Origin of the sequence: Microbacterium aurugineum, assembly GCF_023101205.1 — a bacterium.
GTDB classification, from domain to species: domain Bacteria; phylum Actinomycetota; class Actinomycetes; order Actinomycetales; family Microbacteriaceae; genus Microbacterium; species Microbacterium aurugineum.
Genome location: NZ_CP078078.1, coordinates 1,601,304 through 1,627,828, shown reverse-complemented (window position 1 = coordinate 1,627,828; position 26,525 = coordinate 1,601,304). Strand labels below are relative to the sequence as shown.

26 protein-coding genes are annotated in these 26,525 nt (G+C 68.0%); 8 read left to right on the top strand and 18 right to left on the bottom strand.

Annotated features, from left to right (window positions below; genetic code table 11):
* Nucleotides 1-43: 43 nt before the first annotated feature.
* The 3 genes from KV397_RS07925 to KV397_RS07915 form a co-directional block, all read right to left on the bottom strand.
* The gene (locus KV397_RS07925; RefSeq protein WP_017202147.1) at nt 44-232 is read right to left on the bottom strand and encodes a hypothetical protein; all 189 of its coding nucleotides are present in this window, start codon (nt 230-232) and stop codon (nt 44-46) included.
* Nucleotides 233-343: 111 nt separating this feature from the next.
* Nucleotides 344-973, bottom strand: coding sequence for a 30S ribosomal protein S4 (rpsD, locus tag KV397_RS07920; RefSeq protein WP_047519497.1), 630 nt, complete (start codon nt 971-973; stop codon nt 344-346).
* Nucleotides 974-1,154: 181 nt separating this feature from the next.
* Nucleotides 1,155-2,537, bottom strand: coding sequence for a replication-associated recombination protein A (locus KV397_RS07915; RefSeq protein ID WP_081996884.1), 1,383 nt, complete (start codon nt 2,535-2,537; stop codon nt 1,155-1,157).
* A 103-nt stretch (nt 2,538-2,640) separates the two neighbouring features.
* Here KV397_RS07915 and KV397_RS07910 point away from each other — a divergent pair, with 103 nt between their 5' ends.
* Nucleotides 2,641-2,943: a hypothetical protein gene (locus tag KV397_RS07910; RefSeq protein WP_227991631.1), complete on the top strand. Its 303-nt coding sequence runs from the start codon at nt 2,641-2,643 to the stop codon at nt 2,941-2,943.
* 17 nt (nt 2,944-2,960) lie between these two features.
* Here KV397_RS07910 and KV397_RS07905 read toward each other — a convergent pair whose 3' ends face one another.
* Both KV397_RS07905 and KV397_RS07900 read right to left on the bottom strand, forming a co-directional pair.
* Nucleotides 2,961-3,719 (bottom strand): winged helix-turn-helix domain-containing protein, encoded by a 759-nt coding sequence (locus KV397_RS07905; RefSeq protein WP_261812576.1) that lies wholly within the window; start codon nt 3,717-3,719, stop codon nt 2,961-2,963.
* Nucleotides 3,716-5,590 carry an FAD-dependent oxidoreductase gene (locus tag KV397_RS07900; RefSeq protein ID WP_261812575.1) on the bottom strand — a complete coding sequence of 625 codons (1,875 nt, stop codon included), beginning with the start codon at nt 5,588-5,590 and terminating at the stop codon, nt 3,716-3,718. The genes KV397_RS07905 and KV397_RS07900 overlap by 4 nt, the downstream gene beginning before the upstream one ends.
* Before the next feature lie 216 nt (nt 5,591-5,806).
* On the opposite strand from KV397_RS07900, the gene KV397_RS07895 reads away from it, so the two are divergent.
* The gene (locus KV397_RS07895) at nt 5,807-7,159 is read left to right on the top strand and encodes a DUF349 domain-containing protein (RefSeq protein WP_194239231.1); all 1,353 of its coding nucleotides are present in this window, start codon (nt 5,807-5,809) and stop codon (nt 7,157-7,159) included.
* A 64-nt stretch (nt 7,160-7,223) separates the two neighbouring features.
* Entirely contained in the window at nt 7,224-7,775 is a 552-nt protein-coding gene (locus KV397_RS07890) for a type IV toxin-antitoxin system AbiEi family antitoxin (RefSeq protein WP_131491063.1), read from the top strand.
* Here KV397_RS07890 and KV397_RS07885 read toward each other — a convergent pair.
* The 8 genes from KV397_RS07885 to KV397_RS07850 form a co-directional block, all read right to left on the bottom strand.
* A complete protein-coding gene (locus tag KV397_RS07885; RefSeq protein ID WP_047519493.1) occupies nt 7,762-10,014 on the bottom strand; it encodes a RelA/SpoT family protein in 2,253 nt (750 codons plus the stop codon). The two genes, KV397_RS07890 and KV397_RS07885, sit on opposite strands and share 14 nt — an antisense overlap.
* Nucleotides 10,015-10,082: 68 nt before the next feature.
* Entirely contained in the window at nt 10,083-11,072 is a 990-nt protein-coding gene (gene secF / locus KV397_RS07880) for a protein translocase subunit SecF (RefSeq protein ID WP_134353751.1), read from the bottom strand.
* Nucleotides 11,072-12,820: a protein translocase subunit SecD gene (secD, locus tag KV397_RS07875; protein ID WP_131491065.1), complete on the bottom strand. Its 1,749-nt coding sequence runs from the start codon at nt 12,818-12,820 to the stop codon at nt 11,072-11,074. Before secD ends, secF begins: the two co-directional genes overlap by 1 nt.
* A 55-nt stretch (nt 12,821-12,875) precedes the next feature.
* Nucleotides 12,876-13,277, bottom strand: coding sequence for a preprotein translocase subunit YajC (locus KV397_RS07870; RefSeq protein WP_372491375.1), 402 nt, complete (start codon nt 13,275-13,277; stop codon nt 12,876-12,878).
* Nucleotides 13,278-13,349: 72 nt separating this feature from the next.
* On the bottom strand, nt 13,350-14,375 hold the full coding sequence (gene ruvB / locus KV397_RS07865; RefSeq protein ID WP_047519487.1) for a Holliday junction branch migration DNA helicase RuvB: 1,026 nt from the start codon (nt 14,373-14,375) through the stop codon (nt 13,350-13,352).
* Nucleotides 14,368-14,988, bottom strand: coding sequence for a Holliday junction branch migration protein RuvA (gene ruvA / locus KV397_RS07860; protein WP_131491066.1), 621 nt, complete (start codon nt 14,986-14,988; stop codon nt 14,368-14,370). The genes ruvB and ruvA overlap by 8 nt, the downstream gene beginning before the upstream one ends.
* Nucleotides 14,989-15,015: 27 nt before the next feature.
* On the bottom strand, nt 15,016-15,579 hold the full coding sequence (ruvC, locus tag KV397_RS07855; RefSeq protein WP_261812574.1) for a crossover junction endodeoxyribonuclease RuvC: 564 nt from the start codon (nt 15,577-15,579) through the stop codon (nt 15,016-15,018).
* 45 nt (nt 15,580-15,624) lie between these two features.
* Nucleotides 15,625-16,386: a YebC/PmpR family DNA-binding transcriptional regulator gene (locus KV397_RS07850; RefSeq protein ID WP_261812573.1), complete on the bottom strand. Its 762-nt coding sequence runs from the start codon at nt 16,384-16,386 to the stop codon at nt 15,625-15,627.
* 202 nt (nt 16,387-16,588) lie between these two features.
* Here KV397_RS07850 and KV397_RS07845 point away from each other — a divergent pair, with 202 nt between their 5' ends.
* Together KV397_RS07845 and KV397_RS07840 are read left to right on the top strand one after the other, a co-directional pair.
* Complete coding sequence (locus KV397_RS07845) at nt 16,589-17,983, top strand: pyridoxal phosphate-dependent decarboxylase family protein (protein WP_248569482.1); 1,395 nt, start codon at nt 16,589-16,591, stop codon at nt 17,981-17,983.
* Between the two features lie 84 nt (nt 17,984-18,067).
* Nucleotides 18,068-18,754 carry a carboxylesterase family protein gene (locus KV397_RS07840; RefSeq protein ID WP_261812572.1) on the top strand — a complete coding sequence of 229 codons (687 nt, stop codon included), beginning with the start codon at nt 18,068-18,070 and terminating at the stop codon, nt 18,752-18,754.
* A 19-nt stretch (nt 18,755-18,773) separates the two neighbouring features.
* Here KV397_RS07840 and pdxT read toward each other — a convergent pair whose 3' ends face one another.
* Both pdxT and pdxS read right to left on the bottom strand, forming a co-directional pair.
* The gene (pdxT, locus tag KV397_RS07835; RefSeq protein WP_131491070.1) at nt 18,774-19,394 is read right to left on the bottom strand and encodes a pyridoxal 5'-phosphate synthase glutaminase subunit PdxT; all 621 of its coding nucleotides are present in this window, start codon (nt 19,392-19,394) and stop codon (nt 18,774-18,776) included.
* Complete coding sequence (pdxS, locus tag KV397_RS07830; protein WP_047519474.1) at nt 19,384-20,277, bottom strand: pyridoxal 5'-phosphate synthase lyase subunit PdxS; 894 nt, start codon at nt 20,275-20,277, stop codon at nt 19,384-19,386. The genes pdxT and pdxS overlap by 11 nt, the downstream gene beginning before the upstream one ends.
* Before the next feature lie 90 nt (nt 20,278-20,367).
* Between pdxS and KV397_RS07825 the strand changes: the two genes are divergently transcribed.
* Complete coding sequence (locus tag KV397_RS07825) at nt 20,368-21,675, top strand: aminotransferase class I/II-fold pyridoxal phosphate-dependent enzyme (RefSeq protein ID WP_261812571.1); 1,308 nt, start codon at nt 20,368-20,370, stop codon at nt 21,673-21,675.
* Between the two features lie 49 nt (nt 21,676-21,724).
* The gene (gene pdxY / locus KV397_RS07820) at nt 21,725-22,576 is read left to right on the top strand and encodes a pyridoxal kinase PdxY (protein WP_131491073.1); all 852 of its coding nucleotides are present in this window, start codon (nt 21,725-21,727) and stop codon (nt 22,574-22,576) included.
* On the opposite strand, the gene KV397_RS07815 is transcribed toward pdxY, so the two are convergent.
* The 3 genes from KV397_RS07815 to KV397_RS07805 all read right to left on the bottom strand — a co-directional run bounded on the left by KV397_RS07815 (nt 22,554) and on the right by KV397_RS07805 (nt 25,985).
* Nucleotides 22,554-23,141 carry an HIT family protein gene (locus KV397_RS07815; protein ID WP_131491074.1) on the bottom strand — a complete coding sequence of 196 codons (588 nt, stop codon included), beginning with the start codon at nt 23,139-23,141 and terminating at the stop codon, nt 22,554-22,556. The two genes, pdxY and KV397_RS07815, sit on opposite strands and share 23 nt — an antisense overlap.
* Entirely contained in the window at nt 23,138-25,063 is a 1,926-nt protein-coding gene (gene thrS, locus KV397_RS07810; protein ID WP_227992078.1) for a threonine--tRNA ligase, read from the bottom strand. Before thrS ends, KV397_RS07815 begins: the two co-directional genes overlap by 4 nt.
* 151 nt (nt 25,064-25,214) lie before the next feature.
* Nucleotides 25,215-25,985 (bottom strand): DUF2807 domain-containing protein, encoded by a 771-nt coding sequence (locus KV397_RS07805; RefSeq protein ID WP_261812570.1) that lies wholly within the window; start codon nt 25,983-25,985, stop codon nt 25,215-25,217.
* Nucleotides 25,986-26,104: 119 nt separating this feature from the next.
* Here KV397_RS07805 and KV397_RS07800 point away from each other — a divergent pair, with 119 nt between their 5' ends.
* Nucleotides 26,105-26,500 (top strand): DoxX family protein, encoded by a 396-nt coding sequence (locus tag KV397_RS07800; RefSeq protein WP_153244153.1) that lies wholly within the window; start codon nt 26,105-26,107, stop codon nt 26,498-26,500.
* Nucleotides 26,501-26,525 lie beyond the last annotated feature (25 nt).

Sequence of the window (26,525 nt, the reverse complement as noted above, 5' to 3'; positions counted from 1 at the left end):
GTCCTTGCGTGAAGATGCCGCGCCGGGGCGCTGCTGCGGTGGTTCAGTTGTCGCCCGGCTCCGTGAGCCGTGCCTCCTGCTCGCGGTAGGCGTCGCCGAGGATCGCGGTGAATCCGTTGATCCGGGCGTCGACCTCAGCGAGGATGTCGTGACCACGCGGGTCCTTGTTCATGAAGTGAGCCGCGACGAAGCCGCCGATCACACCGATCAGGAACCACAGCACGTTCTTCATGTCGTCATCCTTGCCTTTGACCCGCGAAGGCGCGGTGTCACCATCGTATGCGGAAACGACAGGAGGCGTCGGGAATCCCGACGCCTCCTGCCTGATTGCTCTTTCGCTGTATCAGCGAGCTGCGTAGTACTCGACGACGAGCTGCACTTCACAGGTCACGGGGACCTCGGCGCGCTTCGGGCGACGGACAAGACGCGACTGGAGCTTGTCGAGCTCGACCTCGAGGTAGCCGGGAACGGGGGGCAGAACCTCGGCGTGACCGCCGGCTGCTGCCACCTGGAAGGGCTCGGTGCCCTCGCTCTTGGCCTTGACGTGGATGAGCTGACCCGGCTTCACGCGGAAGGACGGGCGGTCGACGAGCTGGCCGTCGACGAGGATGTGACGGTGCACGACGAGCTGACGAGCCTGCGCGGTGGTGCGGGCGAAGCCCGAACGCAGAACCAGAGCGTCGAGACGCATCTCGAGGAGCTCGACCAGGTTCTCACCGGTCAGGCCGTCGTGACGACGGGCCTCGTTGAACGTGTTGCGCATCTGCTTCTCGCGGATGCCGTACTGCTCGCGAAGACGCTGCTTCTCACGCAGACGGACGGCGTAGTCGCTGTCTGCCTTGCGCTTGGTGCGGCCGTGCTCGCCGGGAGCGTAGGGACGCTTCTCGAGGTAGCGGGCGGCCTTCGGGGTGAGCGGGATACCGAGGGCGCGGCTCAGACGAACCTTGCGACGGTCCTGGGACTTCGTGGTCACGAAGCTTTCCTTCCGATGACGTGGTCGCGTCTTTCACGACTCACGGACGTATCGTCCGCGTTCTGCCTTGGAGCGCACGCCGGGGCGCCAGCAAGGTGGGGTGTGAACGAGGAGATGCCCGAAAACTCGGTTTCGAGCCGCTCAAGTCTAACAGATCGCGGTTCCGCAGCTGCGTGGCGGCTCAGCGGTCGCCGAGGATGCGGCGGATGCGCTCGAGTCGCGCGGCGATGTCACGCTCAGCACCGAGATTCTTCGGCTCGTAGTAGTGCTTGCCGTCGAGCTCGTCGGGCAGGTATTGCTGCGGCACCACGCCGTACTCGCTGTCGTGGGAGTACACGTATCCCTTGCCGTGTCCGAGACGCTTCGCTCCCGGATAGTGGGCATCGCGCAGGTGCAGCGGCACCCGTCCGAACCCGCCGGAGCGGATGTCGGCGATCGCCGCGTCGATGCCCACGTAGGCCGCATTGGACTTCGCCGTGGTCGCGAGATACACCGTCGCCTCAGCGAGCGGGATGCGCCCCTCCGGCATGCCGATGAAGGCGACCGCATCTGCCGCCGCGACGGCGATGCCGAGAGCCTGGGGATCGGCGAGGCCCACGTCTTCCGAGGCCGAGATGACAAGACGCCGAGCGATGAAGCGGGGGTCCTCCCCTGCTTCGATCATGCGAGCGAGGTAGTGAAGTGCGGCATCGGGGTCGGATCCTCTGATCGACTTGATGAACGCACTGATGACGTCGTAGTGCTCGTCACCCTGACGGTCGTATCGCAGCAGAGCCTTGTCGACGGCTTGCGCGATGTGGTCGGCGGTGATCTCCGCGGCGCCCGACGACGCATGCGCCGCTGCGGCTCCGTCGTCCGACTCGTCCTCTTCGCCGGTGTCGGCCGCGTGCGAGACAGCGACCGCCGCGCCTGCTTCGAGACCCGTGAGGGCACGCCGGGCATCCCCCGACGCGAGCCGGATCAAAGATGCACGCGCCTCGGGGCTCAGGACCACGGCGCCGTTCAGCCCCCGCGCGTCCGTCACCGCACGATCGACGAGCACCCCGATGTCCTCATCGGTGAGGGGCTGGAGCGTGAGCAGCAAGGAGCGCGACAGCAGCGGCGAGATCACCGAGAAGGAGGGGTTCTCGGTCGTCGCCGCGATCAGGATGACCCAACCGTTCTCGACGCCGGGAAGCAGCGCGTCCTGCTGCGCCTTGGTGAAGCGGTGGATCTCGTCGAGGAAGAGGATCGTCGTCTGCCCGTAAAGATCGCGCTGCGTGATCGCCTCCTGCATCACCTCGCGGACGTCCTTCACACCGGCGGTGATCGCCGAGAGCTCGACGAAGCGGCGCCCTGAGGACCGTGCGATGGCCTGAGCGAGCGTGGTCTTGCCCGTGCCCGGTGGGCCCCACAGGATCATCGACACGGCACCCGGCGAGGTCGCCTGCGGGTCGGCGAGGGCGACGATGGGGGAACCGGCTCGCAGAAGATGACGCTGCCCCGCGACCTCATCGAGGGAGACCGGGCGCATGCGCACGGCGAGGGGCGTCTGCCCGGAGAGCAGCGCGGCGGGGGACGTCATCCATCCAGGCTACCGGCGGGCTCGGACACTTCGGGCGACCGCGCGCATCCCGGTAGGCTCTCAGGCGACGTCGTGTCATGACGTCGGGATGGGAGATCGAGGCATGGCCGCACGCGGTTCCAAGAAGGCACAGTCGCGCACGTCAGCCGAGCGCGCACGGCTGCACGCCGCGCGCACGCAGTGGCACGAGGGCCAGATCCGTCGTCGCGTCCGGGACAACACGATCGCCGCGGTCGCCGCGAGCCTCATCGTCGTCGCCGCGATCGGTAGCCAGGTCGTGCATGCACAGGTCACCGCACCCGAGCCGGAACCCACGCCCGCTCCCACCGTGGAACCGACGACCCCTCCCACGGACGCCCCGTCGGAGACTCCCACGCCGCTCCCCTCCGACACCCCGGCCGGATAGCAGGTTCCGCGACCTGATCACTGCTCGGTGACGGCCAAGCGATAGCCGCGCTTGACGACGGTCTGCACCAGATCGATACCGTCGAGCGACTCGCGAAGGCGCGCCACGGCGACCTCCACCGCCCGGCCGCTGCGTTCCCCACCCGGGAGACCTCGGCCGAGTTCGGCGCGCGAGAGGACCCGACCACCTGCGAGGAACAGCGCTTCCATGACGCCCGTGGCCCCACGAGAGAGGGGGATGAACCGCTCGTCGACGACGACACCACCGCTGCGGACCTCGAGGCGGCCCGCGTCGGTGACCAGCGCTGCCGTACCGCTGTCGTAGTGCGCGACCACCCCCCGGGCGAGTGCTGTGACGCTCGATCCCTCCGTGCGCATCACGGTGAGGCCGGCGAGGCGCAGTCGGTCCTCATCTTCCCGATGGAGCGCTCCGAGCAGCAACCTCCCCGAATCCGATCTTCGGCGGATGGCCTCGAGCGCTCCTGTGCTCTCGGCCGTCTCGAGCCAGGGAGCTGTCGGGGCCAGGAACAGCACGGCGTCGATCCCGCCTCGCGCCGCACGTTGGACGACGCTCCGCAGCGAGGCGGACGTCCGCGCGCCCCCTCGCGGCACCGCGACGCGGAACAACGCCGCCCCCGCATCCGTCAACACCCCGATGAGACCTTCCGATCGTCCGTCGGCAACCCCATCGCGCGGGGGCTCCGCAGATCTCGCATCATCCGACACGATGATCCTGCATCCCGCGAGCGGCGGGCGTCGACCGGTCACCGGGGTCATGAGGCAGGACTCCCCACTCGACGAAGCGGCACTCGGCGGGCGCTCCCCTCGCCCGCGCGAGCTTTCCCCGGCTTCCCCTGATGCGGCAGGCCCTTCTCCTGCACGTCCGATGCCACGCGCGGACCGTCCAGCCGCGGCAGATCCTCGGCGACGAGGAGCACCGCTTGTTCGCCGGCGCCTGACGCCGACGCGAGTCCCGCCGCAGCCAGACCGGCACGCACGGACTGCAGGTGCTCGGTCCGCACCCCTCGCAACTCGATCCTCGCGTCCGTGATCCGTGCTCGCAATCCGTACCGCTCGGCGAGCTCCCCGATGGCCAGCAGCTCCTTCGGGGTGAGCGTGCCGTCGCGCATCACCGGAGAGACGACGTGCGTTCCGTCCGCCAGGACCCGGCTGTGACCCTCCCTCTGCGCCTCGGGCGCCGCCGTCGCATGCCGGAGATCCCGCTGGACGGCGATCTGCAGGAGAACTCGAGCGATCGCCAGTGTGCATCGCCGACAGCCACGTGCGAAGCCGAAACGGTCGCGGATCGACGTGAACGTCGCCTCGCCGGCTCCAGCCGCGGTAGCAAGGAGGTCGTGCGCGCTCAGGGTGGCGTGATCGCAGTTCTCCACAGCATCCGAGCCGCCGACCGCCGAGAGCAGGCGTGCGGCGTGAGCGGGCCGCCACGCTTCTCCGACCAGGGCCCGGAGCGCCGCATACCCGCTCGTGTCGCCGACCAGGATCCCCCCGACCACCGTGCGTCCGTCGTCGGAGACCACGAGCTTGCGATAGATCCCCGCCTGGGGATCATCGTGCGTGACGATCTCGACCGCGGACGCCGGCGAGGCGAGCGGATCGCCGAACGTCGCGATGTCGACCCCGGCGACCGCGACGTTCCCGCCTTCGAGGTCGCGAGGGAGACGTGCGTCCCTGCCTCGCACGTGCGCTGCGGCGACGTCAGCCGTGACCCGCACCGCGCCGACGTACCCGGGGCCTCGTCCTTCGAGGCGCGCCACCTCTCCGATCGCGAGGATGCTCGGAACCGAGGTCTCACCTCTTTCGTCGACGAGCACGCCCCCTTCAGGATGCACACCGAGACCGGCGTTGCGAGCGAGCTCATCGCGGGCACGCACCCCGACGGTGAACACCACCACGTCGGCGCGTTGGAACGAGCCGTCCTGAAACTCCAGCGAGGCGACCGAGCCCGACTCGTCCGGATCGAGTCGCGTCGTGCGGACGCCCGTGCGCACCGGGATGTCTCGTTTTCGGAAGACGCCCTGCACCACGGCTGAGGCCGACCGATCGAGTTGGCGGGGCATCACGCGGTCCGAGAACTCGATCACCGTCGTGTCGACCCCCAGCTCGTTCAACGCCTCGGCGGCCTGAAGACCGTGCAACCCCGCACCGACCACGGTCCCGCGCAAGGGACGCCCGAGTTCCCGGGACCTCGACCCCACGAACGCTCGGATCGCCTCGACGTCTTCGACGGTGCGGAACCCGAAGCACCCGGGAAGGTTCGCGCCGTCCACGGCGACCTTCGCCCCGAAGGAACCGGTCGCCAACACGAGCGTGTCGTAGGCGTAGGTGCGCCGTGCTCGCGTCCGCACCGTGTGTCCCGAAGGGTCGATCCGGAGAACCCGGTCGTCGCGGATCAGCCGAACCCGGTCGTCGCGGAACACGCTTCGCTCGAGTTGGATCTCCTCCGCACCGACACCCGAGAACACGCGTACCAGCGCCGAGCGGTCGTACGGGCCCGATCCTTCGTCACCGATGACGGTCACCCGCACCGGCGCATCGGGATCGCGGAGCAGCTGTTCGACGAACCGATGGGCTGCGACACCCGCTCCGACGATCAGGATCTCGCTCGCCGCGGGTGCCGTGCCGTTCATCGTGCTCCTGTCGACCGGAAGACTGTCGTCCTGGTGACGATAGGAGCGTCGTGTTTCCCGGAGGTGACGTCGAATGTTTCCTCCGTCGAACTTTCTGCTCACAGAACGGTAACGACGCGGCATCGGGCACGACGGCCTCACCCCCGGTGCTCGGGCGTACTAGGCTGAGCCTCGTCCTTTCCGCCTCCCGCGGCCCTACCGCGCAAGGAGAATCACGTGTCTGCCACCGAGCCTTCGAAGCCGACTCCCCCCGTCCCCGGACCGCCCGCCGTGCCGATGCCGCGAAAGGCGCCGACGCCGGCCGCCGTCGCGCCCGTCGCCTCGGTGCCGGCCGCATCGTCGACATCCGCCGAATGGGGCCGCGTCTCCGACGACGGAACCGTCGAGGTCCGCGAAGGCGACGCCTGGCGCGTCGTCGGACAGTACCCCGACGGCACACCGGAGGAGGCTCTCGCCTACTTCGTGCGCAAGTTCGACGACATCGCTTTCAAGGTGCACACGCTCGAACAGCGCCATCAGTCCGGTGGCGCATCGGCCGCCGACCTCGTCAAGCAGGCGGGTCACCTGATCGATGAAGCGACGGATGCCGCCGCGGTCGGCGACCTCGAAGGACTCCGCGACCGCCTGAACGCCCTCACCTCTTCACTGTCCGAGGCCACCGAGCAGGAGGCACAACAGGCCAAGGCGCTCGTCGACCAGGCGATCGCCGAGCGCACCGCCCTGGTGGAGAAGGCGGAGGCGATCGCCGCCCGCGATCTCAGCAAGGTGCAGTGGAAGCAGGTGACCGCCGAGCTCGGGGAACTGTTCGACGCCTGGCAGGCCCAGCAGCAGAACGGCCCTCGTCTGTCGAAGGGCGTTTCGCAGCAGCTGTGGAAGCGTTTCCGAGACGCACGCGCCGTGGTCGACAAGCAGCGCCGGGCCTTCTACTCGGAGCTCGACGATGCGCACAAGCTCGCTCGCGACGCGAAGACACGTCTCGTCGAGCGCGCCGAGGCTCTCGCCCCGCGCGGAACGGACGGCATTCCGGCGTACCGCACTCTGCTCGACGAGTGGAAGGCCGCCGGACGCGCAGGACGCAAGGCGGACGACGCACTCTGGGCCCGGTTCAAGGCTGCAGGCGACGCCCTGTATGCCGCCCGCGCGGAACAGTCCGCCGCCGAGGAAGCCGAGTCCGCGCCGAAGATCGAAGCACGCGAAGCTCTCCTCGAAGAGGCCAAGGCTGTCGCTGACGAGTCGAACATCAAGCGCGCTCGCGCCCTTCTCACGCGTATCCAGCGGCAGTGGGATGAGATCGGTCGTATCTTCCCCCGCGAGAAGGAGCGTGCTCTCGACGACAAGCTCCGCACCATCGAGCAGGCGCTCAAGGCCCGCGAGGACGTCGACTGGAAGAAGAACAACCCCGAGACCAAGGCGCGCGCGAACGACATGAGCTCGCAGCTGCTCGAGGCCATCGAGAAGCTCGAGGCCGAGGTGGCCGCAGCCGAGAAGGCCGGTGACAAGAAGGCCGCGAAGGAAGCGACGGACGCCCTCGAGGCTCGTCGCGCCTGGCTGAGCGCTCTCGGGGGCTGATCGGTTTCTCCACAGTTCTCCGCGCCCACGGCGCAGGCGGGGTGCAAGACGTCAGACTGACGTCATGCACCCCGCTTTCCTCTACTTACCCGGCGAACGTCTGAGCGAGAGCGAGCTCAGCGCCGCACGGATCGACGGCCATGTCGTCGAGGTGGGTGACGCCTACATCCCGGCCGACCTGGTCGCAGGACCCGACGTCCGCGCGAGCTCGGTGGCCGCGCTCGTCCAGCCGGGCACGGCCGCCTGCACGCAGACGGCCGCATGGATCCACGGCGCCGGAGACGCTCCCCCGGTCGTTCATCATGTGAGGCGCTGTATCGAACGTCGGATCCGACCGATCACGAGTGCGCGCCTGGTCTTCCACGACACCGTGCTGCCTGACGCCGATGTCGAGCTGATCGGCGGCGTTCCGGTCTCGACACCGGGGCGCACGATGCTCGACCTCGCCACGACCCTCCATCGCGACCCCCGCGTCCTGGTCTGGATGGACCGACTCGCCGTCGCGGCCCCCGGTACTGCGGAGCTGGCTGTCGCCGCGCTGCGCGATCTGCGGAGGGTACCGGGGAGCCGTGTCGGGCTGGCCGCGCTGGAACGACTCGCGCTCAGGAGGAGGTGACGCGATAGACGTCGTAGACGGCGTCGATACGTCGGACGGCGTTGAGCACGCGGTCCAGGTGCACCGCGTCACCCATCTCGAACACGAAGCGGCTGAGTGCCAACCGCTCGTCCGTCGTCGTCACCGTGGCGGAGAGGATGTTGACGTGGTGTTCGCTGAGGACACGCGTCACGTCGGAGAGGAGCCCCGACCGGTCGAGAGCCTCGACCTGGATCTGGACGCGGAACACGCTCTTCGTGGTCGGAGCCCAGGACACCTCGACGAAACGATCCTGCTCGGATTCCAACGCCTTCACGTTCACGCAGTCCGCCCGGTGGACCGACACTCCGCTGCCGCGAGTGACGAAGCCGACGATCTGGTCACCGGGCACCGGGGTGCAGCACTTCGCGAGCTTCACGAGGATGTCGTTGGCCCCCCGGACGAGCACGCCCGAGTCACCGGAACGCGGCTCCCGGCTCGGTACGCTGCCCGGCAGGTCGATGGCACCGGTCGTCGGGTCGTTCGCCGCCACCAGAGCGGTGACCTTCTCCAGGACCGACTGCGTCGAGACATGACCCTCACCGACGGCGGCGTAGAGCGCGGAGACGTCTTCGTAGTGCATCCCCCGAGCCACCTCGGCGAAAGAGTCGTGGCTCATCAGACGCTGCAGCGGCAGGTTCTGTCGACGCATCGCCCGTGCGATGGCCTCCTTGCCCTGCTCGATCGCTTCCTCGCGGCGCTCTTTCGTGAACCAGCCACGAATCTTGTTGCGGGCGCGCGTGCTCGCGACGAACCCGAGCCAATCCTGGCTGGGGCCGGCGTCGGGGTTCTTCGACGTGAAGACCTCGACGACGTCGCCGCTCTTGAGCTCGGACTCCAGCGGCACGAGTCGGCCGTTGACCTTGGCCCCCATGGTGCGGTGGCCGATCTCAGTGTGGACGGCGTACGCGAAGTCGACCGGAGTGGCACCCGACGGGAGACCGATCACGCGCCCCTTCGGCGTGAAGACGTACACCTCCTTCGCGCCGATCTCGAAACGCAGGGACTCGAGGAACTCGCCCGGGTCGGCGGTCTCCGCCTGCCAGTCCGAGATGTGGGCGAGCCACGCCATGTCGGTGTCGGAGGCGCGCACCTCAGTCTTGCCGCCGCCGTTCATCCGCTCCTTGTACATCCAGTGCGCGGCCACTCCGTACTCGGCCTGCTGGTGCATCTCGTGGGTGCGGATCTGGATCTCGACGGTTCGGCCCGACGGACCGATCACCGTCGTGTGGAGCGACTGGTAGAGGTTGAACTTCGGCGTGGCGATGTAGTCCTTGAACCGTCCGGGCAGTGGTGTCCACCGTGCGTGGATCGCGCCGAGGACCGCATAGCAGTCGCGCACGGACGCGACGAGCACGCGGATGCCGATCAGATCGTAGATGTCGTCGAACTCCCGGCCGCGGATGACCATCTTCTGGTACACCGAGTAGAGCTGCTTCGGACGGCCGACGACCTTGCCGCGGATGCGGAGGTCGCGCAGGTCTTCGTCGATCTCCTCGACGACCTGGTTCAGGTACTTCTCCCGCTGAGGCGTGCGCTGGGCGATGAGACTGTGGATCTCGTTGTAGATCTTCGGGTGCAGGACCGCGAAGGAGAGATCCTCCAGTTCCGACTTGATCGCCTGGATACCGAGTCGATTCGCCAGCGGCGCATAGATCTCGAGGGTCTCCTTGGCCTTCTTCGCCGCCTTCTCCGGCGGGACGAAGCCCCAGGTGCGCGCATTGTGCAGGCGGTCGGCGAGCTTGATCAGCAGGACGCGGATGTCTTTCGACATCGCCACGATCATCTTACGGACGGTCTCCGCCTGGGCGCTCTCACCGTACTTGACCTTGTCGAGTTTGGTGACGCCGTCGACGAGCATCGCGACCTCGTCGCCGAACTCGGCAGTCAGATCAGTGAGCGCATAGCCCGTGTCCTCGACCGTGTCGTGCAGAAGGGCGGCCGCGATCGCTCGGGGGCCGAGACCGAGCTCCGCGAGGATCTGAGCGACCGCGAGAGGGTGGGTGATGTACGGCTCACCGCTCTGACGCTTCTGCCCCTCGTGCTTCTCCTTGGCGACGGCATAGGCCCGCTCGATGACCGAGAAGTCACCCTTGGGGTGGTTCACACGCACCGTACGGATCAGATTGTCGAGGTCGTTGATCCTCGACGCGCGGGAGAAGATCCTGGGAACCAGTCGTCGCAGACTAGAACCCTGCGTCGACGTCTGCGGTTCCGCCATCAACTCACCTCCCGATCAGTTCATCCTACGCGTGCTGTGCGGGCCGAGCTCCCGCTGCGGGCAGCCGATCAGGCTTCGACGGATGCCCTGCTGCGGGCGTCGCGGATGCGTGCGTCCCGCTCCTTGAGCTGCGGCTCGTTCTCGCGGAACAGCGAGTAGAGCGGCGCGGCCACGAACAGCGTCGAGTAGGTGGCCACCAGGATGCCGACGAAGATCGACAGGGAGATGTCGGTGAGCGATTCCGCACCGAGCCAGAAGGCACCGATGAAGAGCACCGCGCCGACCGGAAGGGCGGCGACGACAGACGTGTTGATCGAGCGCACGAGCGTCTGGTTCACCGCGAGGTTCACCGATTCACCGAACAAGCGGGCAGACTTCTCCCCGTCCTCCGTCGTGTTCTCTCGAATCTTGTCGAAGACGACGGTGGTGTCATACAGGGAGTAAGCGAGGATCGTCAGGAAGCCGATCACCGCCGCCGGCGAGATCTCGAATCCGGCCAGGGCGTAGACGCCCACCGTGATCACGAGCACGTCGAGCAGGCCGATGATCGCCGCGGCCGACATCTTCCAGGTGCGGAAGTAGATCGCCAGGATCAGGAAGGTCAGGGCGAGGAAGATCGCGAGACCCCACAGTGACTGCTTGGTGACGTTCTCACCCCACGCCGGACCGATGAACGACGAGGTGACGTTGGCGGCCTCGACGCCGTAGGCCTCTGCGAGTGCGTCGGCGACCTGCTGCGTCTCGGCGGCGCTCATCTGGTCGGTCTGCACGCGGATGTCGGCGTTGTTCACGACGACGACCTTGGTCGAAGCGCCGGGCACGACCGACTGGACGGCCTCGGTCGCGGCGCCCTGGTCGAGCGTCTCGGGGGCCTGCACCGTGAACTGCGACCCGCCGGTGAACTCGATCGAGAACTGGATGGGACGGAACAGCGGAACGAGCGCGGAACCGACCACGAGGGCGATCGCGATGATGAACCAGAGCCGACGCTTGCCGACGAACGGGAAGGAGGTCTTCCCCGAATACAGATTGTTGCCGAACTCATTCATGGAAGGCATCAGGCGTCTCCCTCACTTCCGGCGTTGGTCTGTCTGTCGCCCGCGAGCGCCTCCGCGCGTTTGCGTTCGGCGATGGTCTGTCGACGTTCTGCTTCGCCGCGGGACCGCGAGTTCTTCGCGCCGCGCCCGGCCGAGGCCGTCGAGACCTCCCGGTACTGTGAGCGACTCCGATAGACGGCGCCGAGCGCCTCGGGGTCGAGCCCCGACAGCTTGTGTCCCCCGCCGAAGAAGCGCGTGCGGGCGAGCAGTTGCATCACCGGGTGCGTGAAGATCACGAAGATGAACACGTCGATCAGCGTCGTGAGTCCGAGCGTGAACGCGAAGCCCTTCACGGTGGCGTCGGCGAGGATGTACAGCACGACAGCGGCGAGGACGTTGATCGACTTCGAGATGTAGATCGTCCGCTTCGCGCGACCCCAGCCGTCTTCCACGGCAGCCGTGATGGACTTGCCGTCGCGGAGTTCATCTCGTATTCGTTCGAAGTAGACGATGAACGAGTCGGCCGTGAAGCCGATCGAGACGATGAGACCCGCGACACCGGCGAGCGACAGGCGGAAGCCGATGCGCCAGGCCAGGATGCAGATGATGATGTAGGTCAAGATCGCCATCACCGCGATGGAGGCGATGATCACCGATCCGAGCGCGCGATAGACGATGAGTGAGTAGATCGCGACGAGGGCGAGACCGATGAGACCGGCGATCAGACCGATCTGCAGCTGCTGGGTACCGAGCGTCGCGGAGATCGTGTCGGAGCTCTGCACGGTGAAGCTGAGCGGCAGCGCACCGAACTTGAGTTGATCCGCGAGCGTGGTCGCGGTCTCCTGCGTGAAGCTGCCCGAGATGCTGGGGCGTCCGTCGAGGATGACGCCGTTCATGCGCGGCGCGCTGATCACGTCTCCATCGAGCACGAAGGCGAACTGATCGCGCGGCGAGAGCCCATCTATGCGGTTCTGGTTCAGGCGCGTGCTGACCTTGCCGAAGGCGTCTCCGCCCTCGCCGTTCATGGTGAGCTGGACGATCCAGGCGCCGGACTGCTGGTCGCGACCGGCGGAAGCGTCGGTGATGGCGGTGCCGTCGAGCTCGGCCGGACCGAGCAGGAACTTCTGCGTGTCATCCGGCGAGCAGGCGATGACCGGCTCATCCTTCGGCGCCCGGGCCGGGTCGTTGTCGGGGTTCGCGCAGTCGTATGCCTGGAACTCCGCCGCGAGCTTCTCGGTCACCCAGGAGAGATCGCTCGCATCGGTCGGCGTCGCGGTCGGCGTCGCGTTCAGGGTGGGATCGGGGGTCGGGAACGGCGTGGAGTTCCCATCCTCCCCGACGAACTCGGTGCCCGCCGCGTTCGTGTAGAGCACGGGCCGAAGCTCGAGCTGTGCACTCGCCTGAATCCGCTCACGGGTCTGCGCGTCGGCCTCGCCCGGGATCTGGACGACGATGTTCTGCCCGCCCTCGGTCGTGATGTCGGCCTCAGCCACACCTGACGCGTCGACACGTTGCCGGATGATCGCCGCGGCCTGGTCGAGCTGTTCCTGCGTGGGAGCAGCTCCGTCTTCCGTCTCGGCGCTCAGGACGATCTGGGTGCCGCCCTGGAGGTCCAGCGCGAGCTCGGGCGTCCACGAACTCGCCGGCGCCCCCTCAGCGTCCTTGAAGACGTACACACCGAGCGAGTTGATGCCGAAGAGCACGCCGGTCACGAGGAGCAGGCCGAGGAGGACCCGCCAGGCGTGACGGACGGGAGAGGATGAAGCCACGTGTGTTCAGCTTTCTGAAAGGACGGAGATCCGGCGGGCCGTGTCGGCCGCGGACTTACTTGTCGTCGGCGTCCCGCTCGAGGCGGGCCCGGGTCTCCTCGGGGGTCTCGACCGGAGGCGCGGCCGGCTCGTCCGCATCCTGCTCCTCGACGGCGTCGACGGGCGTCTCGACGACGGCGTCCTTCGGTTCGACGACGCGCAGGATCGCCTGGCTGTGGACGTCGATGATCGTGCCGGGCGCAATCTCGACGAGCGCCGGGGTGTCGAGGTCCTCGGGGTCGTAGGAGACGATCGTGCCGTAGATGCCACCCTGCAGGAGCACCTTGGCGCCGGGAACGGTCTTGGTCGCCTTCTCCTCCTGCTCGGCCTTCATCTGCTTCGTGCGCTTACGCGTGTTGAAGATCATGAAGACGAGGAGGACGGCAAGAAGGCCGAAGAGCAGGAATTCCATGGGCATGGGGGAAGCGCCTTTCTCAGGTGCACGCTCCAGCCTTTGGGCGCGCGAAGGTATCCGGGAAGTCTTCAGTGATTATAGGTCATCCAACTTAAGCATCCCGTCCGGATGAGGAACGCCCAGGTGGGTGTATGCGTCGGGCATCGCCACACGGCCGCGCGGAGTCCGGCCCAGGAAGCCGATGCGCACGAGATACGGCTCGACCACGCTCTCCACGGTCTCGCCCTCTTCTCCGACGGCCACGGCGAGGGTACTCAGGCCGACGGGACCTCCACGGAAGCGCCGCACGAGGGCATCGAGGACCGCCCGGTCGAGCCGATCGAGGCCGATCGCGTCCACGTCATAGAGCTCCAGCGCCGCCCGCACGTCGCCGATCGTGGCCGCGCCGTGGCCGTGCACGAGCGCATAGTCCCGGACTCGGCGGAGCAGACGGTTCGCGATACGCGGTGTGCCCCGAGAACGGCGCGCGATCTCGGACAGCGAGTCGGTCGGCAGGTCGACGCCCAGTACCGCGGCGGAGCGCGCGATGACCTGTTCCAACTCGGACTCCTCGTAGAACTCCAGGTGCCCTGTGAACCCGAAGCGGTCCCGCAGCGGGTTGGGCAGCAGGCCGGAGCGGGTCGTCGCCCCCACGAGAGTGAACGGCGAGAGCTCGAGCGGGATGCTGGTCGCGCCCGCGCCCTTCCCGACCATGATGTCGATCCGGTAGTCCTCCATCGCGAGGTAGAGCATCTCCTCCGCCGAGCGGGCCATGCGATGGATCTCGTCGATGAAGAGCACTTCCCCCGGGACCAGGCTCGACAGTAGCGCCGCCAGGTCGCCCGCGTGCTGGATCGCGGGGCCGCTCGAGAGACGCAGCGGCCGCTCGCTCTCGTGCGCGACGATCATCGCGAGCGTCGTCTTCCCGAGCCCCGGCGGGCCCGCCAGAAGGATGTGATCGGCCGGCCGGCTCTGGAGTCGCGCCGCTTCGAGGAGCAGCTGCAGCTGTCCTCGGACTTTCTGCTGCCCGACGAAGTCTCCGAGGCTCGTGGGGCGCAGTGCGCCCTCGATCGCGAGTTCGGTCTCGTCCGAGGGTTCCGACGCGTCGAGAGGGTCAGACATGCGGCTGGGCTCCCTTCGCCGGGCCCAACAGGGCGAGGGTGCGTCGGAGCAGCGCCGCGACAGATGCACGCTCCGCCTCCGTGGCCTCCTCCGCCGTCTGGGCTGCCGCTTCGGCGGCGATCTTCTCCGACCACCCCAAGCCGACCAGGGCGGCGGAGACCTGGGTGACGACATCGGTGTTCCCCGCGGCGACGGACGTGGACGGGGCGGCGAACGCCTGCACCTTGCCCGCGAGCTGAAGCACGATGAGCTTGGCCGTCTTCGGGCCGATCCCGGAGACACGCCGGAACGGCGCATCGTCCTCGGCGGTGACGGCCTCCGCGATCTGATCGGTGGTGAGGTGCGACAGCACGCCGAGCGCCGACTTCGGCCCGACTCCGGTCACCCCGATCAGGAGGCCGAAGATCTCGAGTTCACCGCGGTCCGCGAAGCCGAACAGCGACAGGGAGTCCTCTCGCACGATGAGACTCGTGTGCAGGAGGAGCTTCTCCCCCACCGTGGCGGTGTGCGCGACATCGGCCGGGACGGCGACGGCGAACCCGACCCCGCCCACATCGATGACGACCTGATCGGACGTCGCGTGCAGAACGACGCCGTGCAGAGAGGAGATCATCGTCTCAGCCTACGGTGTCGCTCGTAGCTATGTTCGAGCGACACGCTCCGCCGCGGCCCAGGCGCGTTGCGCGGGCGTCAACGCGCTCTGACCGGATGCGGTCGGTCCTCCGCGACGCCAGGCATGACAGAGCGCGATCGCCAGAGCATCCGCCGCGTCGGCGGGCTGGGGCAGCGCATCCAGACGCAGGATCCGCGCGATCATGGTCTGCACCTGCCGCTTGTCGGCGGCACCGTACCCGGTGACGGCCGCTTTCACTTCACTCGGGGTATGCGTGGCGGCCGGCAACCCGGACTCGGACGCGATCAGCAGCGCGACCCCACTGGCCTGCGCCGTGCCCATCACCGTGTGCGTGTTCTGCTGAGCGAACACCCGCTCGACGGCGACGGCATCGGGCCGGTGCTCAGCGATCACGGCGCGGATCCCTGCGGCGACGATCGCGAGGCGATCACCGATCTCCGTCTCCGGCGACGATCGGATGACCCCCACGTGCACGAGGGTTCCCCGACGGGAACGGTCGACGTCCACGACACCGACACCGCACCGGGTCAGGCCCGGGTCGATGCCGAGCACGCGCAGAGAGGAAGCCACTCCCCCAGGCTAGGCGGCGGAGCGGACACCGCGGGTCCGGCGCGCCTAGGCCTCGTCGTTCTCCAGCTCGGCCTGGACCTCGGGGCTCAGGTCGAAGTTCGTGAAGACGTTCTGCACGTCTTCACTGTCTTCGAGCGCATCGATGAGACGGAAGACCTTGCGTGCGGTGTCGGCGTCGATTTCGACCTTGAGGTTCGGAACGAACTCGACGTCAGCGGATTCGTAGTCGATCCCCGCTTCCTGGAGCGCGGTGCGCACGGCCACCAGGTCGGTCGCCTCGGTGATGATCTCGAAGCCCTCCGCGTGCGGCTCGATCTCCTCGGCGCCCGCCTCGAGCGCGGCCATCATGACGTCATCCTCGGTGGTGCCCTCGGAGCCGACGACGATGACGCCCTTACGGCTGAAGTTGTAGGCGACGCTACCCGGATCGGCAAGCGTGCCGCCGTTGCGGCTGAGAGCCGTACGCACCTCTGCAGCCGCACGGTTCTTGTTGTCGGTCAGACACTCGATCATGAGGGCGACGCCGTTGGGTCCATAGCCTTCGTACATGATCGAGAGGTATTCGACGGCCTCGCCGCCGATGCCCGCACCGCGCTTCACCGCACGGTCGATGTTGTCCTTGGGGACCGAGGTCTTCTTGGCCTTCTGCACCGCGTCGAAGAGCGTCGGGTTGCCCGCAAGATCGGGTCCGCCGAGCTTCGCCGCGACCTCGATGTTCTTGATGAGCTTGGCCCAGGACTTCGCGCGCCTGGAGTCGATGATGGCTTTCTTGTGCTTCGTGGTCGCCCACTTGGAATGCCCGGACATAAGTCTCCGCTCGTCGTATCCGCCCCGGAGCGTGCCCAGGGCATCGACCATTCTATCGAAAAGCCACGGTTGCCCGAGTGGCGACCACCGCGGCCGACCGCGCGGCCGTCACTCGCGTGGGTCTCGCGCGGGCAGCCACTGCGACCGTGTCAGCCTCGCGTGACCACTGGTGCGATGGGGCCTCCGGGTGTAGGCCTGAGGCATGAAAGAGACGGCTCCCGACGACCGGACCCGCGCACTCGAGACCGCGCACGATGCCGCGCTCCGCTTCCTGGACTCGGTGGCCGAGCGGCCGGTGTGGCCGAGGGCTTCGCTCGACGAGATGCTCACCGCCTTCGGGGGTCCGCTCCCGGAACATGGCGTGGACGCGGCGGCAGTGGTGGAGGAGATGTCCGTGCTCGCCGACCCCGGACTCGTCGCGATCCCCGGCGGCCGGTTCTTCGGTTTCGTGATCGGCGGAACCCATCCGGCAGCCCTGGCCGCGGACTGGCTCGTCTCGACGTGGGATCAGAACTCGGGCTCGTCGACTCTCACGCCGGCCACTGTGGCGATGGAACGCATCGCCGGGCAATGGATGCTCGAGGCCTTCGGGCTCCCCGCGACCGCCAGCGTCGGCTTCGTCACGGGCGGGCAGCTCGCCAACTTCACGTGCCTCGCCGCCGCGCGGCACTCCGTGCTGGCGCGCGCGGGGTGGGACATCGCCGAGCAGGGATTCCACGGGTCTCCGCCGCTGCGTTTCGTCGTCGGCACCCACCGGCACGGCTCCATCGACCGCGCCGCCCGGTTCCTCGGGATCGGGCGGGCCGAACTCACGATCGTCCCGACCGACGGCCAAGGGCGCATGAGCCCGGAGGCGCTCGATCAGGCACTCGTCGGCGCGGAGGGACCCCTCATCGTGTGCCTGCAGGCGGGAGAGGTGCACACCGGTGCCTTCGACGACTTCGCGGCGTTGATCCCCCTTGCCCGCCGGCACGGTGCATGGATCCACGTCGACGGCGCGTTCGGACTGTGGGCTGCGGCGTCTCCCGGGCTGAGCCACCTCACCGCCGGCATGGCGGACGCCGACTCCTGGGCGACCGACGCGCACAAGACGCTCAACGTGCCGTACGACTGCGGCATCGCGATTGTGCGCGACCCGGCCGACTCGATCGCCGCATTCCGCACCGGAGGCGACTATCTGATCTATTCGGGGCTCGACCCGTGGGATGTCACCCCGGAACTCTCACGACGCGCCCGCGGGGTTCCCGCGTGGGCCGCACTGCGCAGTCTCGGTCGGTCGGGCATCGCGGAACTCATTGACCGCCTCCATGCGAACGCCGTCGCGATGGCGGCGGGACTGCGAACCGTGGAGTCGGTGGAAGTCATCAACGACGTCGACTACACACAGGTGATGTTCCGCCTCGGCTCCGACGAAGCGACGCGTGCGCTCGGCGCGGCGATCCTCGTCGACGGGACGGCCGCGATGACGGGTGCCGAATGGGAAGGTCGTGCGGCTCTGCGGTGCTCGATGTCGTCCTGGGCGACCACCCCGGAAGACATCGTCCGCACGGTCGAAGCCATCCGCGGCCTGGTCGCCGCAGGGTCACCCGCCGGTTGACCGAGACCGTGGGCTTCACATCCGGCTGCCCGCTCCGCACATCGTTCGCTCGGACGACCGCCACGGATAGCGCAGGATGGACGCATGCGCAGATCGCGACACATCACTCCTGCCTCCCGCTCTTCGGACGTGCGGGACGGCGAGCCGACGCCGGCCGACTCCCTGCGGTACCTGCTCCATCTCCCGGACGACTACGACGCCGACCCCGACCGACGGTGGCCACTCGTCCTGTTCCTGCATGGTTCGGGTGAGCGCGGTACCGACGTCGAGCTCGCCGCCGTGCACGGTCCGCCGAGTCTGGCGGATGCCGGGCAGGAGTTCCCCTTCGTCCTCGTCACGCCTCAGTGCGGCGAATCGAGTCAGTGGGTCGCCGAGCTCTCGACGTTGTCCGTCCTGCTGGACGAGGTCGTCGCGGCGCACCGCATCGATGCGTCCCGCATATCGGTGACAGGACTCAGCATGGGCGGATTCGGGGCCTGGAGCCTGGCGGTGCGCTATTCCGAACGGTTCGCGTCGATCGCGCCGATCTGCGGAGGACTCTGGATGCAGAGCGCTGCGCCGCTCCGTGACGTCCCCGTCTGGGCTTTCCACGGTGATGCCGACGATGTCGTGCCGATCTCCGCCACGGAACAGATCATCAGCGAACTCCGAGGCCTCGGTGCCGACGCCCGGTTCACTCGATACGCAGGCGTCGGTCACGATTCCTGGACCGAGACCTATGAGAACCCCGAGCTGTACGACTGGCTCCTCTCCCACCGGCGCCACGTCTGACCGCGACGCTCGGACGGACCTAGGCGCTCTGCGGCGCCCTCGTGCGGTGCCGCGACTCCACCCGTGCGAGGAAGCGTTCGTGAAAACGGCGCTCCCCCGTGATCTCGGGGTGGAAGCTCAGTCCGAGCAGATTCCCCTGCTCCACCGCGACCACACGCCCGTCGGGCAGCGCCGCGAGCACGGTCGCGCGCGGACCGACCGACTCGACCACGGGCCCACGGATGAAGGCCGCCGACACCGGGCCCCCGCCGAACGCAGGGACCTCGAGTTCCGCCTCGAACGACTCGACCTGGCGACCGAAGGCGTTCCGGCGCACGACGACGTCGAGCCCTCCGAACGACTCCTGCCCGTCGATCGCGTCGACGATGTCATCCGCGAGCATGATCAAGCCCGCGCAGGTGCCGAGCACCGGCATGCCCGAGGCGATCGCGTCGCGGATCGGCTCCTGCATGCCGAAGATCCGGGAGAGCTTGTCGATCACGCTCGACTCGCCCCCCGGGATCACGAGTCCGTCGACCGCGGCGAGCTCGTCGGGGCGACGCACCGGAGTGGCATCGGCGCCGAGTTCCGTCAGCAGGGCGACATGCTCGCGCACGTCGCCCTGCAATGCGAGGACGCCGACCTTGCCTCTACCAGCCACGCTCGGCGAGTCGGTGAGGTGCCGGGAGGTCGCTCACGTTGATGCCGACCATCGCCTCGCCCAGCCCACGCGAAACCTCGGCGATGACCTTGGCGTCGTCATAGAAGGTCGTCGCCTTGACGATGGCCTTGGCCCGCTCTGCCGGGTTGCCCGACTTGAAGATGCCGGAGCCGACGAAGACGCCGTCCGCACCGAGCTGCATCATCATGGCGGCATCGGCGGGGGTCGCGACCCCTCCGGCCACGAACAGCACGACCGGGAGCGTGCCGGTCTCAGCGATCTCGGCGACGAGTTCGTACGGCGCCTGCAGCTCCTTCGCCGCGACGAAGAGCTCGTCCTTGGGAAGCGCGGTGAGCGCGGCGATCTCTCCGCGGATCTTGCGGATGTGCTTCATCGCCTCGGAGACGTCGCCGGTCCCGGCCTCTCCCTTGGAACGGATCATCGCCGCTCCCTCATTGATGCGGCGGAGCGCCTCGCCGAGGTTCGTCGCACCGCACACGAACGGGACGGTGAAGCCGTACTTGTCGATGTGGTTGACGTAGTCGGCCGGTGAGAGCACCTCGGACTCGTCGATGTAATCCACGCCGAGCTCCTGCAGCACCTGCGCCTCGACGAAGTGCCCGATGCGGGCCTTGGCCATCACGGGGATGGAGACGGCGTCGATGATGCTGTCGATCATGTCGGGGTCGCTCATGCGGGAGACACCGCCCTGCGCACGGATGTCCGCCGGCACACGCTCGAGAGCCATCACGGCGACGGCGCCCGCGTCTTCGGCGATCTTCGCCTGCTCTGCCGTGACGACGTCCATGATGACGCCGCCCTTGAGCATCTCGGCGAGACCGCGCTTGACGCGCGCGGATCCGGTGGTTGTCTGCTCTGCCATGGGGAACTCCTGTCGGATGCACCGAAGTCGGGTTTGATCTAGGTCAAACATAGCACTGTCCGATTCGACCTAGAATCACAAAGGAGGACCATGAGCGACCAGATCACCGGGACGACCGCAGCGGACATCGCCGACAGCGTGCGTTCCTTGCGCGACCGCGGAATCCTCCGGGTCGGTGCTGTCCTCCCCCCGGTGCGCGAGCTCGCTGCCACGCTCGGCGTCAACCGCAACACGGCTGTGGCCGCGTACCGGCAGCTCGCCCAGGCCGGCCTCGTCGTCTCGCGCGGGCGTGCGGGCACCGTCGTGGCGGGTCTCGAATCGGTGGCCCAGGAGGGATACGCGCCCGACACGGTCCTTCGCGACATCGGCACGGGTAACCCCGATCCCCGGCTCATCCCCGACCCGGCACCCGCGCTGATGACGATCGCCTCCCGTCCCGTGCTCTACGGCGAGCCCGTGATCGATCGTGGCCTCGAAGAATGGTCCCGGCAGTGGATCTCGTCCGATCTCCGCGCCGACGACTTCCGGATCACGGTGACGAGCGGTGCCGTCGACGCGGTCGAGCGTCTGCTCGCGCAGGCACTCATGCGCGACGACGCCGTGGCGCTCGAAGACCCCTGCTTCCTCGCGAGTATCCACACGGTGCGTCTGGGCGGCTACCGGGCGGTCCCCGTGCCCGTCGACGGCGAAGGCATGACCGTCGACGGACTGCGAGCGGCGCTGGACGCGGGCGTCCGTGCCATCATCTGCACCCCGCGCGCACAGAACCCGACCGGGGCGAGCCTCACGGCGACGCGGGCGGCCGAGCTCCGCGCGATCCTCGCCGACCATCCGTACGTGCTGATCATCGAGGACGACCACTTCTCGATGCTGTCGCAGCGGCCCTACGAGTCCCTCATCGGCGCCGAGCACAGACGGTTCGCCCTCGTGCGGTCGGTGTCGAAGTTCCTCGGACCCGACATGTGCCTCGCGATCGCGGCGACGGATGCCGAGACCGCGGAACGGCTTGCGATGCGCCTGAGCCCGGGAACCACGTGGGTCAGTCACCTCTTGCAACGCCTCGCGCTGACGCAACTGACCGACGAGACGGTCAGGACCGAGGTCGCCGCGGCGGCTGCGCACTATGCCGAGCGGAACGCGTCGTTCGTCGAGAGACTGCGCGCGCACGGGATCGACGCGACCGAGTCCGACGGTCTCAGCCTGTGGGTCGAGCTGTCGCAACCCGCACGGACGGTTGCCGATCGACTCATGCGACGCGGGTGGCTCGCCCGCACCGGAGACGACTTCGCGCTCGACGAACGCGCGGAGCCCTCCCACCACCTGCGTCTGACCGTTCACGACCTGTCCGATGCCGACGCGGAGACGCTCGTCGCTGACCTCGTCGCCGCCGGAAGATGACCACCACCTGTCGCGGGCAACGCCCCGCCCTGAACGAAAGGGTCGGAGAATGAAGATCCTCTCCATCCAGTCCGCCGTCGCCTACGGACACGTCGGCAACTCGGCGGCCGTGTTCCCGCTGCAGCGCATCGGCGTCGAAGTGCTGCCGGTCTACACGGTGAACTTCTCCAACCACACCGGCTACGGCGCGTGGCGCGGACCGCTGATCGCCCCCGATGACGTGCGTGAGGTCATCACCGGGATCGAAGAGCGTGGCGTCTTCGGGGGCATCGACGCGATCCTCAGCGGCTACCAGGGCGGAGAGGGCATCGGCGACGTGATCATCGACGCCGTCGCGCGGGTGAAGTCGGCGAACCCGAACGCCGTCTACGCGTGCGATCCGGTCATGGGCAACGCCAAGTCGGGGTGCTTCGTGGCCCCGGCCATCCCCGTACTCCTGCGCGAGCGCGTGGTGCCGGTCGCGGACATCATCACGCCGAACCAGTTCGAACTGGGTTTCCTCACCGACACCGAGCCGGACACGCTGGAGTCCACGCTCGCTTCGGTCGACCTCGCCCACGCGATGGGTCCGCGGACCGTCCTCGTGACGAGCGTCGAACGACCCGACCGCGAAGAGGGCACGATCGAGATGCTCGCCGCCGACGAGAAGGGTGCCTGGGTCGTGCAGACCCCGCACCTTCCGATGAAGGCGAACGGCTCCGGTGACGTGACGGCAGCACTGTTCACCGCGCATTACGTCGAGACCGGGAGCGCGAAGGTCGCGCTCGAACGCACGGCGTCCAGCGTGTACGACCTGCTGAAGGCGACGCTGGAGTCCGGCGAGCGTGAGCTCCAGTTGGTCGAGGCGCAGGAGTTCTACGCGAACCCGCAGATGCAGTTCACGGCGCGTCAGGTGCGCTGACCTTCTCGGTAGGCCCTTCCGGCTGCGGCCACGCGGCAGCCACGGCGTGACGCACCTCGCCGAGGAGCTGCGGCAGCGCCTTGGTCTTCGCGATGATCGGGAAGAAGTTGGCGTCCGACGTCCACCGCGGCACCACGTGCTGGTGCAGATGGGCATCGACACCGGCTCCTGCCACCGCACCTTGATTCATGCCGAGGTTGAAGCCGTCGCACCGGGAGACCTCCCGCAGCACGCGCATCGCGGTCTGCGTGAGAGCACCGATCTCGGCGACCTCCTCCGGCGTCGCCTGGTCGTAGGTGGCGATGTGACGGTACGGGCAGACGAGCAGATGGCCCGAGTTGTACGGGAACAGGTTCAACAGCACGTAGGCGGTCTCGCCGCGAGCGACCACGAGGCGCTCGGTGTCCGGGAACTTCGGCGCCTCGCAGAACGGACATTCCTCACGGAGGGGTTCAGGCCCGGCCTGGATGTACGCCATCCGATGCGGGGTCCACAGCCGCTGGAACTCGTCGGGCACACCGGCCAGATGTCCGGCGTCCTCCAGCGGCTGCTCCCCCTCGGTCACGCCAGGTCCCCTGCTGTCTGCACCAGGGCGTGGCTGTCGATGGCTGCGCGGATCCGAGCCACGGCGTCCGCGATCGGAACCCCGTTCTCCTGGGCGCCGTCGCGGTAGCGGAACGAGACGGTGCCGGCGTCACGGTCCTTCTCCCCCGCGATCAGCAGCAGCGGCACCTTGCCGGTCGTGTGCGTGCGGATCTTCTTCTGCATGCGGTCGTCCGAAGTGTCGAGCTCCGCGCGCACACCCTCGGCGCGCAGCGTGTCGACGACCTCGCCCAGGTAGTCGGCGAAGTCTTCGGCGACCGGGATGCCCACGACCTGCACCGGCGAGAGCCACACCGGGAAGTCGCCCGCGTAGTGCTCGAGCAGGATCGCGAAGAACCGCTCGATCGAGCCGAACAGCGCGCGGTGGATCATGATCGGGCGCTTCTTCTGCCCGTCCTTGTCCATGAACTCGAGGTCGAAGCGCTCGGGCAGGTTGGGGTCGACCTGCACGGTGGAGAGCTGCCAGGTGCGACCGATCGCATCGCGCGTCTTGAGGTCGATCTTCGGACCGTAGAACGCGGCCTCACCGGGGACCTCGGTCAGCTTGAGGCCGGAGGCGACGGCGACGCGGCGCAGCGCATCGGTGGACGACTCCCAGAACTCGTCCGTGCCGATCCACTTCGACTTCTCGTCGTCCTTCATCGAGAGCTCGAGCTCGAAATCGGTCAGACCGAAGTCGCGCAGCATCGAGAGGATGAACTCGAGGACCTTGGCGACCTCGGCCTCGAGCTGATCGGGGGTCACGAACAGATGCGAATCGTCCTGGGTGAAGCCCCGCACGCGGGTGAGGCCGTGCAGCGCGCCGGAGAGCTCGTTGCGGTAGACCGTGCCGTTCTCGGCGAACCGCAACGGCAGGTCACGGTAGCTGCGCGCGCGCTCCTTGTAGATGAGGATGTGCATCGGACAGTTCATGGGCTTCAGGTAGTAGTCCTGGCCCTGCTTGGTGACGTTGCCTTCGTCGTCGCGCTCCTCGTCCATCACGATCGGCGGGAACATGCCCTCCTTGTACGTGACGAGATGGTTCGACGTGAGGAACAGGTCTTCCTTCGAGATGTGCGGCGTGTACACGTAGGTGTAGCCGCCCTCGATGTGGCGCTTGCGCGCGTGCTGCTCCATCTCGCCACGGATGACGCCGCCGCGCGGGTGCCAGACCGAGAGGCCGGAGCCGATCTCCTCGGGGAACGAGAACAGGTCGAGCTCCTTGCCGAGGCGACGGTGGTCGCGCTTGGCGGCCTCCTCCAGCCGGTGCTGGTACGCGCGCAGCTCGTCCTTGGTGGGCCACGCCGTGCCGTAGATGCGCTGCAGCTGCGGGTTCTTCTCACTGCCCCGCCAATACGCGGCGGCGATGCGGGTGAGGTCCCAGCCGTTGCCGATCATGCGCGTGTTGGGCAGATGAGGGCCGCGGCAGAGGTCCTTCCAGACGACCTCGCCGTCGCGGGTGGTGTTGTCGTAGATCGTCAACTCGCCCTCGCCGACCTCGACGGAGGCACCCTCCGCCGCTTCCTTCCCGCCCTTGAGCCCGATGAGCTCCAGCTTGAACGGCTCGTCGGCGAGCTCGGCGCGCGCCTCGTCGTCCGTCACCACCCGGCGGACGAAGCGCTGGCCCTCGCGGACGATTCGCTGCATCTCCTTGGTGATGGCCTTGATGTCTTCGGGCGTGAACGGGGTCTCGACGCCGAAGTCGTAGTAGAAGCCGTCGGTGATGGGCGGACCGATGCCGAGGTTCGCCTGCGGGTTGATGCGCTGCACCGCCTGTGCCAGCACATGGGCCGCGGAGTGGCGGAGGATGTTCAGCCCGTCCTGACTGTCGATCGTGATCGGCTCGACCTCGTCGGTGTCGGTCAGGGTCGTGGCGAGATCCTTGAGTTCGCCGTTGACGCGCATCGCGACGACGTTTCGGTCAGTGAACAGGGCGAAGCCGTCATTCGGCCGGGCGTTTTCAGGCACAGAAACTCTCCATCTGGGTCGGTACCCAGGTTACCGGTACGGTCGGGCGCTCCGGACCGCTACGCGACGGCGTCGCACCCGCTCTTCGTCATCGGCGCCGGACATCTCCCGATCCTGCGATCTCCTGGGTGACACGGGCTTCACCGCCATAGGAGACGTCGCCGCTGCCGTCGATGACGACCGCGAGGTTTCCGTCCACGGTCACATCTGCGCTCCCTGAACCGCGGATCGAGACGAAAGCGTCCTCACTGCGCAGATCCTCGGCCGTGTGTTCGCCGGAACCGCGGATCGAGACGTCCTGGGAGCGCGCCGCGCCGTCGATCGCCACCGTGCCGGAGCCGTCGATGCGCACGGTCAGGTCCTCGACGACGGTGTCATGGGCGACGATCTCGCCGGCGCCGTCGACCCGGAGCACAGCCGTCGCAGCATCGATCCCCGTGGCCTCCACGTCGCCCGAGCCGCGCACGGTCACCGTCGGGGCGATCGCACCGGACAGGTCGATGCGGGCATCGCCTGACCCCTGCACCACGAGCGATTCGAGAGACGACACGGTCAGCTCGTAGCGGATCTCGCCGTTCCGGAGCACCGGCTCGCCGTTCATCCCGAGCCGCAGGACGCCGCCTTCGACGTGGGCGGTCAGGTGCTCGATGACCCGCTCGCCCGCCGTCACGGTGAGTGCGGGCGTCGCGCCGAGAGTCACGGTCAGATCGCCGGAGGTGTCGAGCTCGACCGCGGCGACATCCGGCACCGCACGCTCCTGCGAGACGACCGGTCCCGCGTCGAACGACGCGCACCCCGTCAGCGCCGATGCGGAGAGGGCGAGGAGGAGGACGGAAGAACCGACGAGACGTGAGCGCATGGTCTCAGCGTACGAAGCGTCCGGCGGAGTCCGCCACCCACCGGGGTACGGACCTCGTATGCCCCCTCGGTATGAGTTCACAGGGCGCGGATCGCCGGACCATCACGTAGCGTGAGGGCATGAGAGCAGTCGCCCGATGGATCCTTGCGATCGCGCTGGGCGCGATCGGCATCATGCACTTCACTTCGACCCGCGGCTTCCGTATCGTCGTGCCCGACTGGGCGGTGCAGGTGACGAAGCTCGACAAGAACGACATCGTCCTCGCTTCCGGTGCCGCCGAGATCGCCCTGTCCGCCGGCCTCATCGCGCTCCCCCGCGAACGTCGCCGGATCGGCTGGGCGACCGCCGCGTTCTTCGTCGCCGTCTTCCCCGGGAACGTCCATCAGTGGCGGACCGGACGATCCACCCCGGGACTCGATACGGATGCCCGACGACTCGGGCGCCTCTTCCTGCAGCCGCTGCTCGTGCTGTGGGCGCTCTGGGCGACGGACGAGCGTCCCCCGCGCGGCCGCTGAACCCGCCTCCGCGGACAGCGCCCAT

Excerpts from the sequence above, each read along its gene's own strand:
- KV397_RS07925 (WP_017202147.1), bottom strand. The coding sequence starts at position 232 with ATGAAGAACGTGCTGTGGTTCCTGATCGGTGTGATCGGCGGCTTCGTC.
- KV397_RS07915 (WP_081996884.1), bottom strand. The coding sequence starts at position 2,537 with ATGACGTCCCCCGCCGCGCTGCTCTCCGGGCAGACGCCCCTCGCCGTG.
- KV397_RS07910 (WP_227991631.1), top strand. The coding sequence starts at position 2,641 with ATGGCCGCACGCGGTTCCAAGAAGGCACAGTCGCGCACGTCAGCCGAG.
- KV397_RS07905 (WP_261812576.1), bottom strand. The coding sequence starts at position 3,719 with ATGACCCCGGTGACCGGTCGACGCCCGCCGCTCGCGGGATGCAGGATC.
- KV397_RS07900 (WP_261812575.1), bottom strand. The coding sequence starts at position 5,590 with ATGAACGGCACGGCACCCGCGGCGAGCGAGATCCTGATCGTCGGAGCG.
- KV397_RS07890 (WP_131491063.1), top strand. The coding sequence starts at position 7,224 with ATGCACCCCGCTTTCCTCTACTTACCCGGCGAACGTCTGAGCGAGAGC.
- KV397_RS07885 (WP_047519493.1), bottom strand. The coding sequence starts at position 10,014 with ATGGCGGAACCGCAGACGTCGACGCAGGGTTCTAGTCTGCGACGACTG.
- secF (WP_134353751.1), bottom strand. The coding sequence starts at position 11,072 with ATGCCTTCCATGAATGAGTTCGGCAACAATCTGTATTCGGGGAAGACC.
- KV397_RS07870 (WP_372491375.1), bottom strand. The coding sequence starts at position 13,277 with ATGCCCATGGAATTCCTGCTCTTCGGCCTTCTTGCCGTCCTCCTCGTC.
- ruvB (WP_047519487.1), bottom strand. The coding sequence starts at position 14,375 with ATGTCTGACCCTCTCGACGCGTCGGAACCCTCGGACGAGACCGAACTC.
- ruvA (WP_131491066.1), bottom strand. The coding sequence starts at position 14,988 with ATGATCTCCTCTCTGCACGGCGTCGTTCTGCACGCGACGTCCGATCAG.
- KV397_RS07850 (WP_261812573.1), bottom strand. The coding sequence starts at position 16,386 with ATGTCCGGGCATTCCAAGTGGGCGACCACGAAGCACAAGAAAGCCATC.
- KV397_RS07845 (WP_248569482.1), top strand. The coding sequence starts at position 16,589 with ATGAAAGAGACGGCTCCCGACGACCGGACCCGCGCACTCGAGACCGCG.
- KV397_RS07840 (WP_261812572.1), top strand. The coding sequence starts at position 18,068 with ATGCGCAGATCGCGACACATCACTCCTGCCTCCCGCTCTTCGGACGTG.
- pdxS (WP_047519474.1), bottom strand. The coding sequence starts at position 20,277 with ATGGCAGAGCAGACAACCACCGGATCCGCGCGCGTCAAGCGCGGTCTC.
- KV397_RS07825 (WP_261812571.1), top strand. The coding sequence starts at position 20,368 with ATGAGCGACCAGATCACCGGGACGACCGCAGCGGACATCGCCGACAGC.
- pdxY (WP_131491073.1), top strand. The coding sequence starts at position 21,725 with ATGAAGATCCTCTCCATCCAGTCCGCCGTCGCCTACGGACACGTCGGC.
- thrS (WP_227992078.1), bottom strand. The coding sequence starts at position 25,063 with ATGCGCGTCAACGGCGAACTCAAGGATCTCGCCACGACCCTGACCGAC.
- KV397_RS07805 (WP_261812570.1), bottom strand. The coding sequence starts at position 25,985 with ATGCGCTCACGTCTCGTCGGTTCTTCCGTCCTCCTCCTCGCCCTCTCC.
- KV397_RS07800 (WP_153244153.1), top strand. The coding sequence starts at position 26,105 with ATGAGAGCAGTCGCCCGATGGATCCTTGCGATCGCGCTGGGCGCGATC.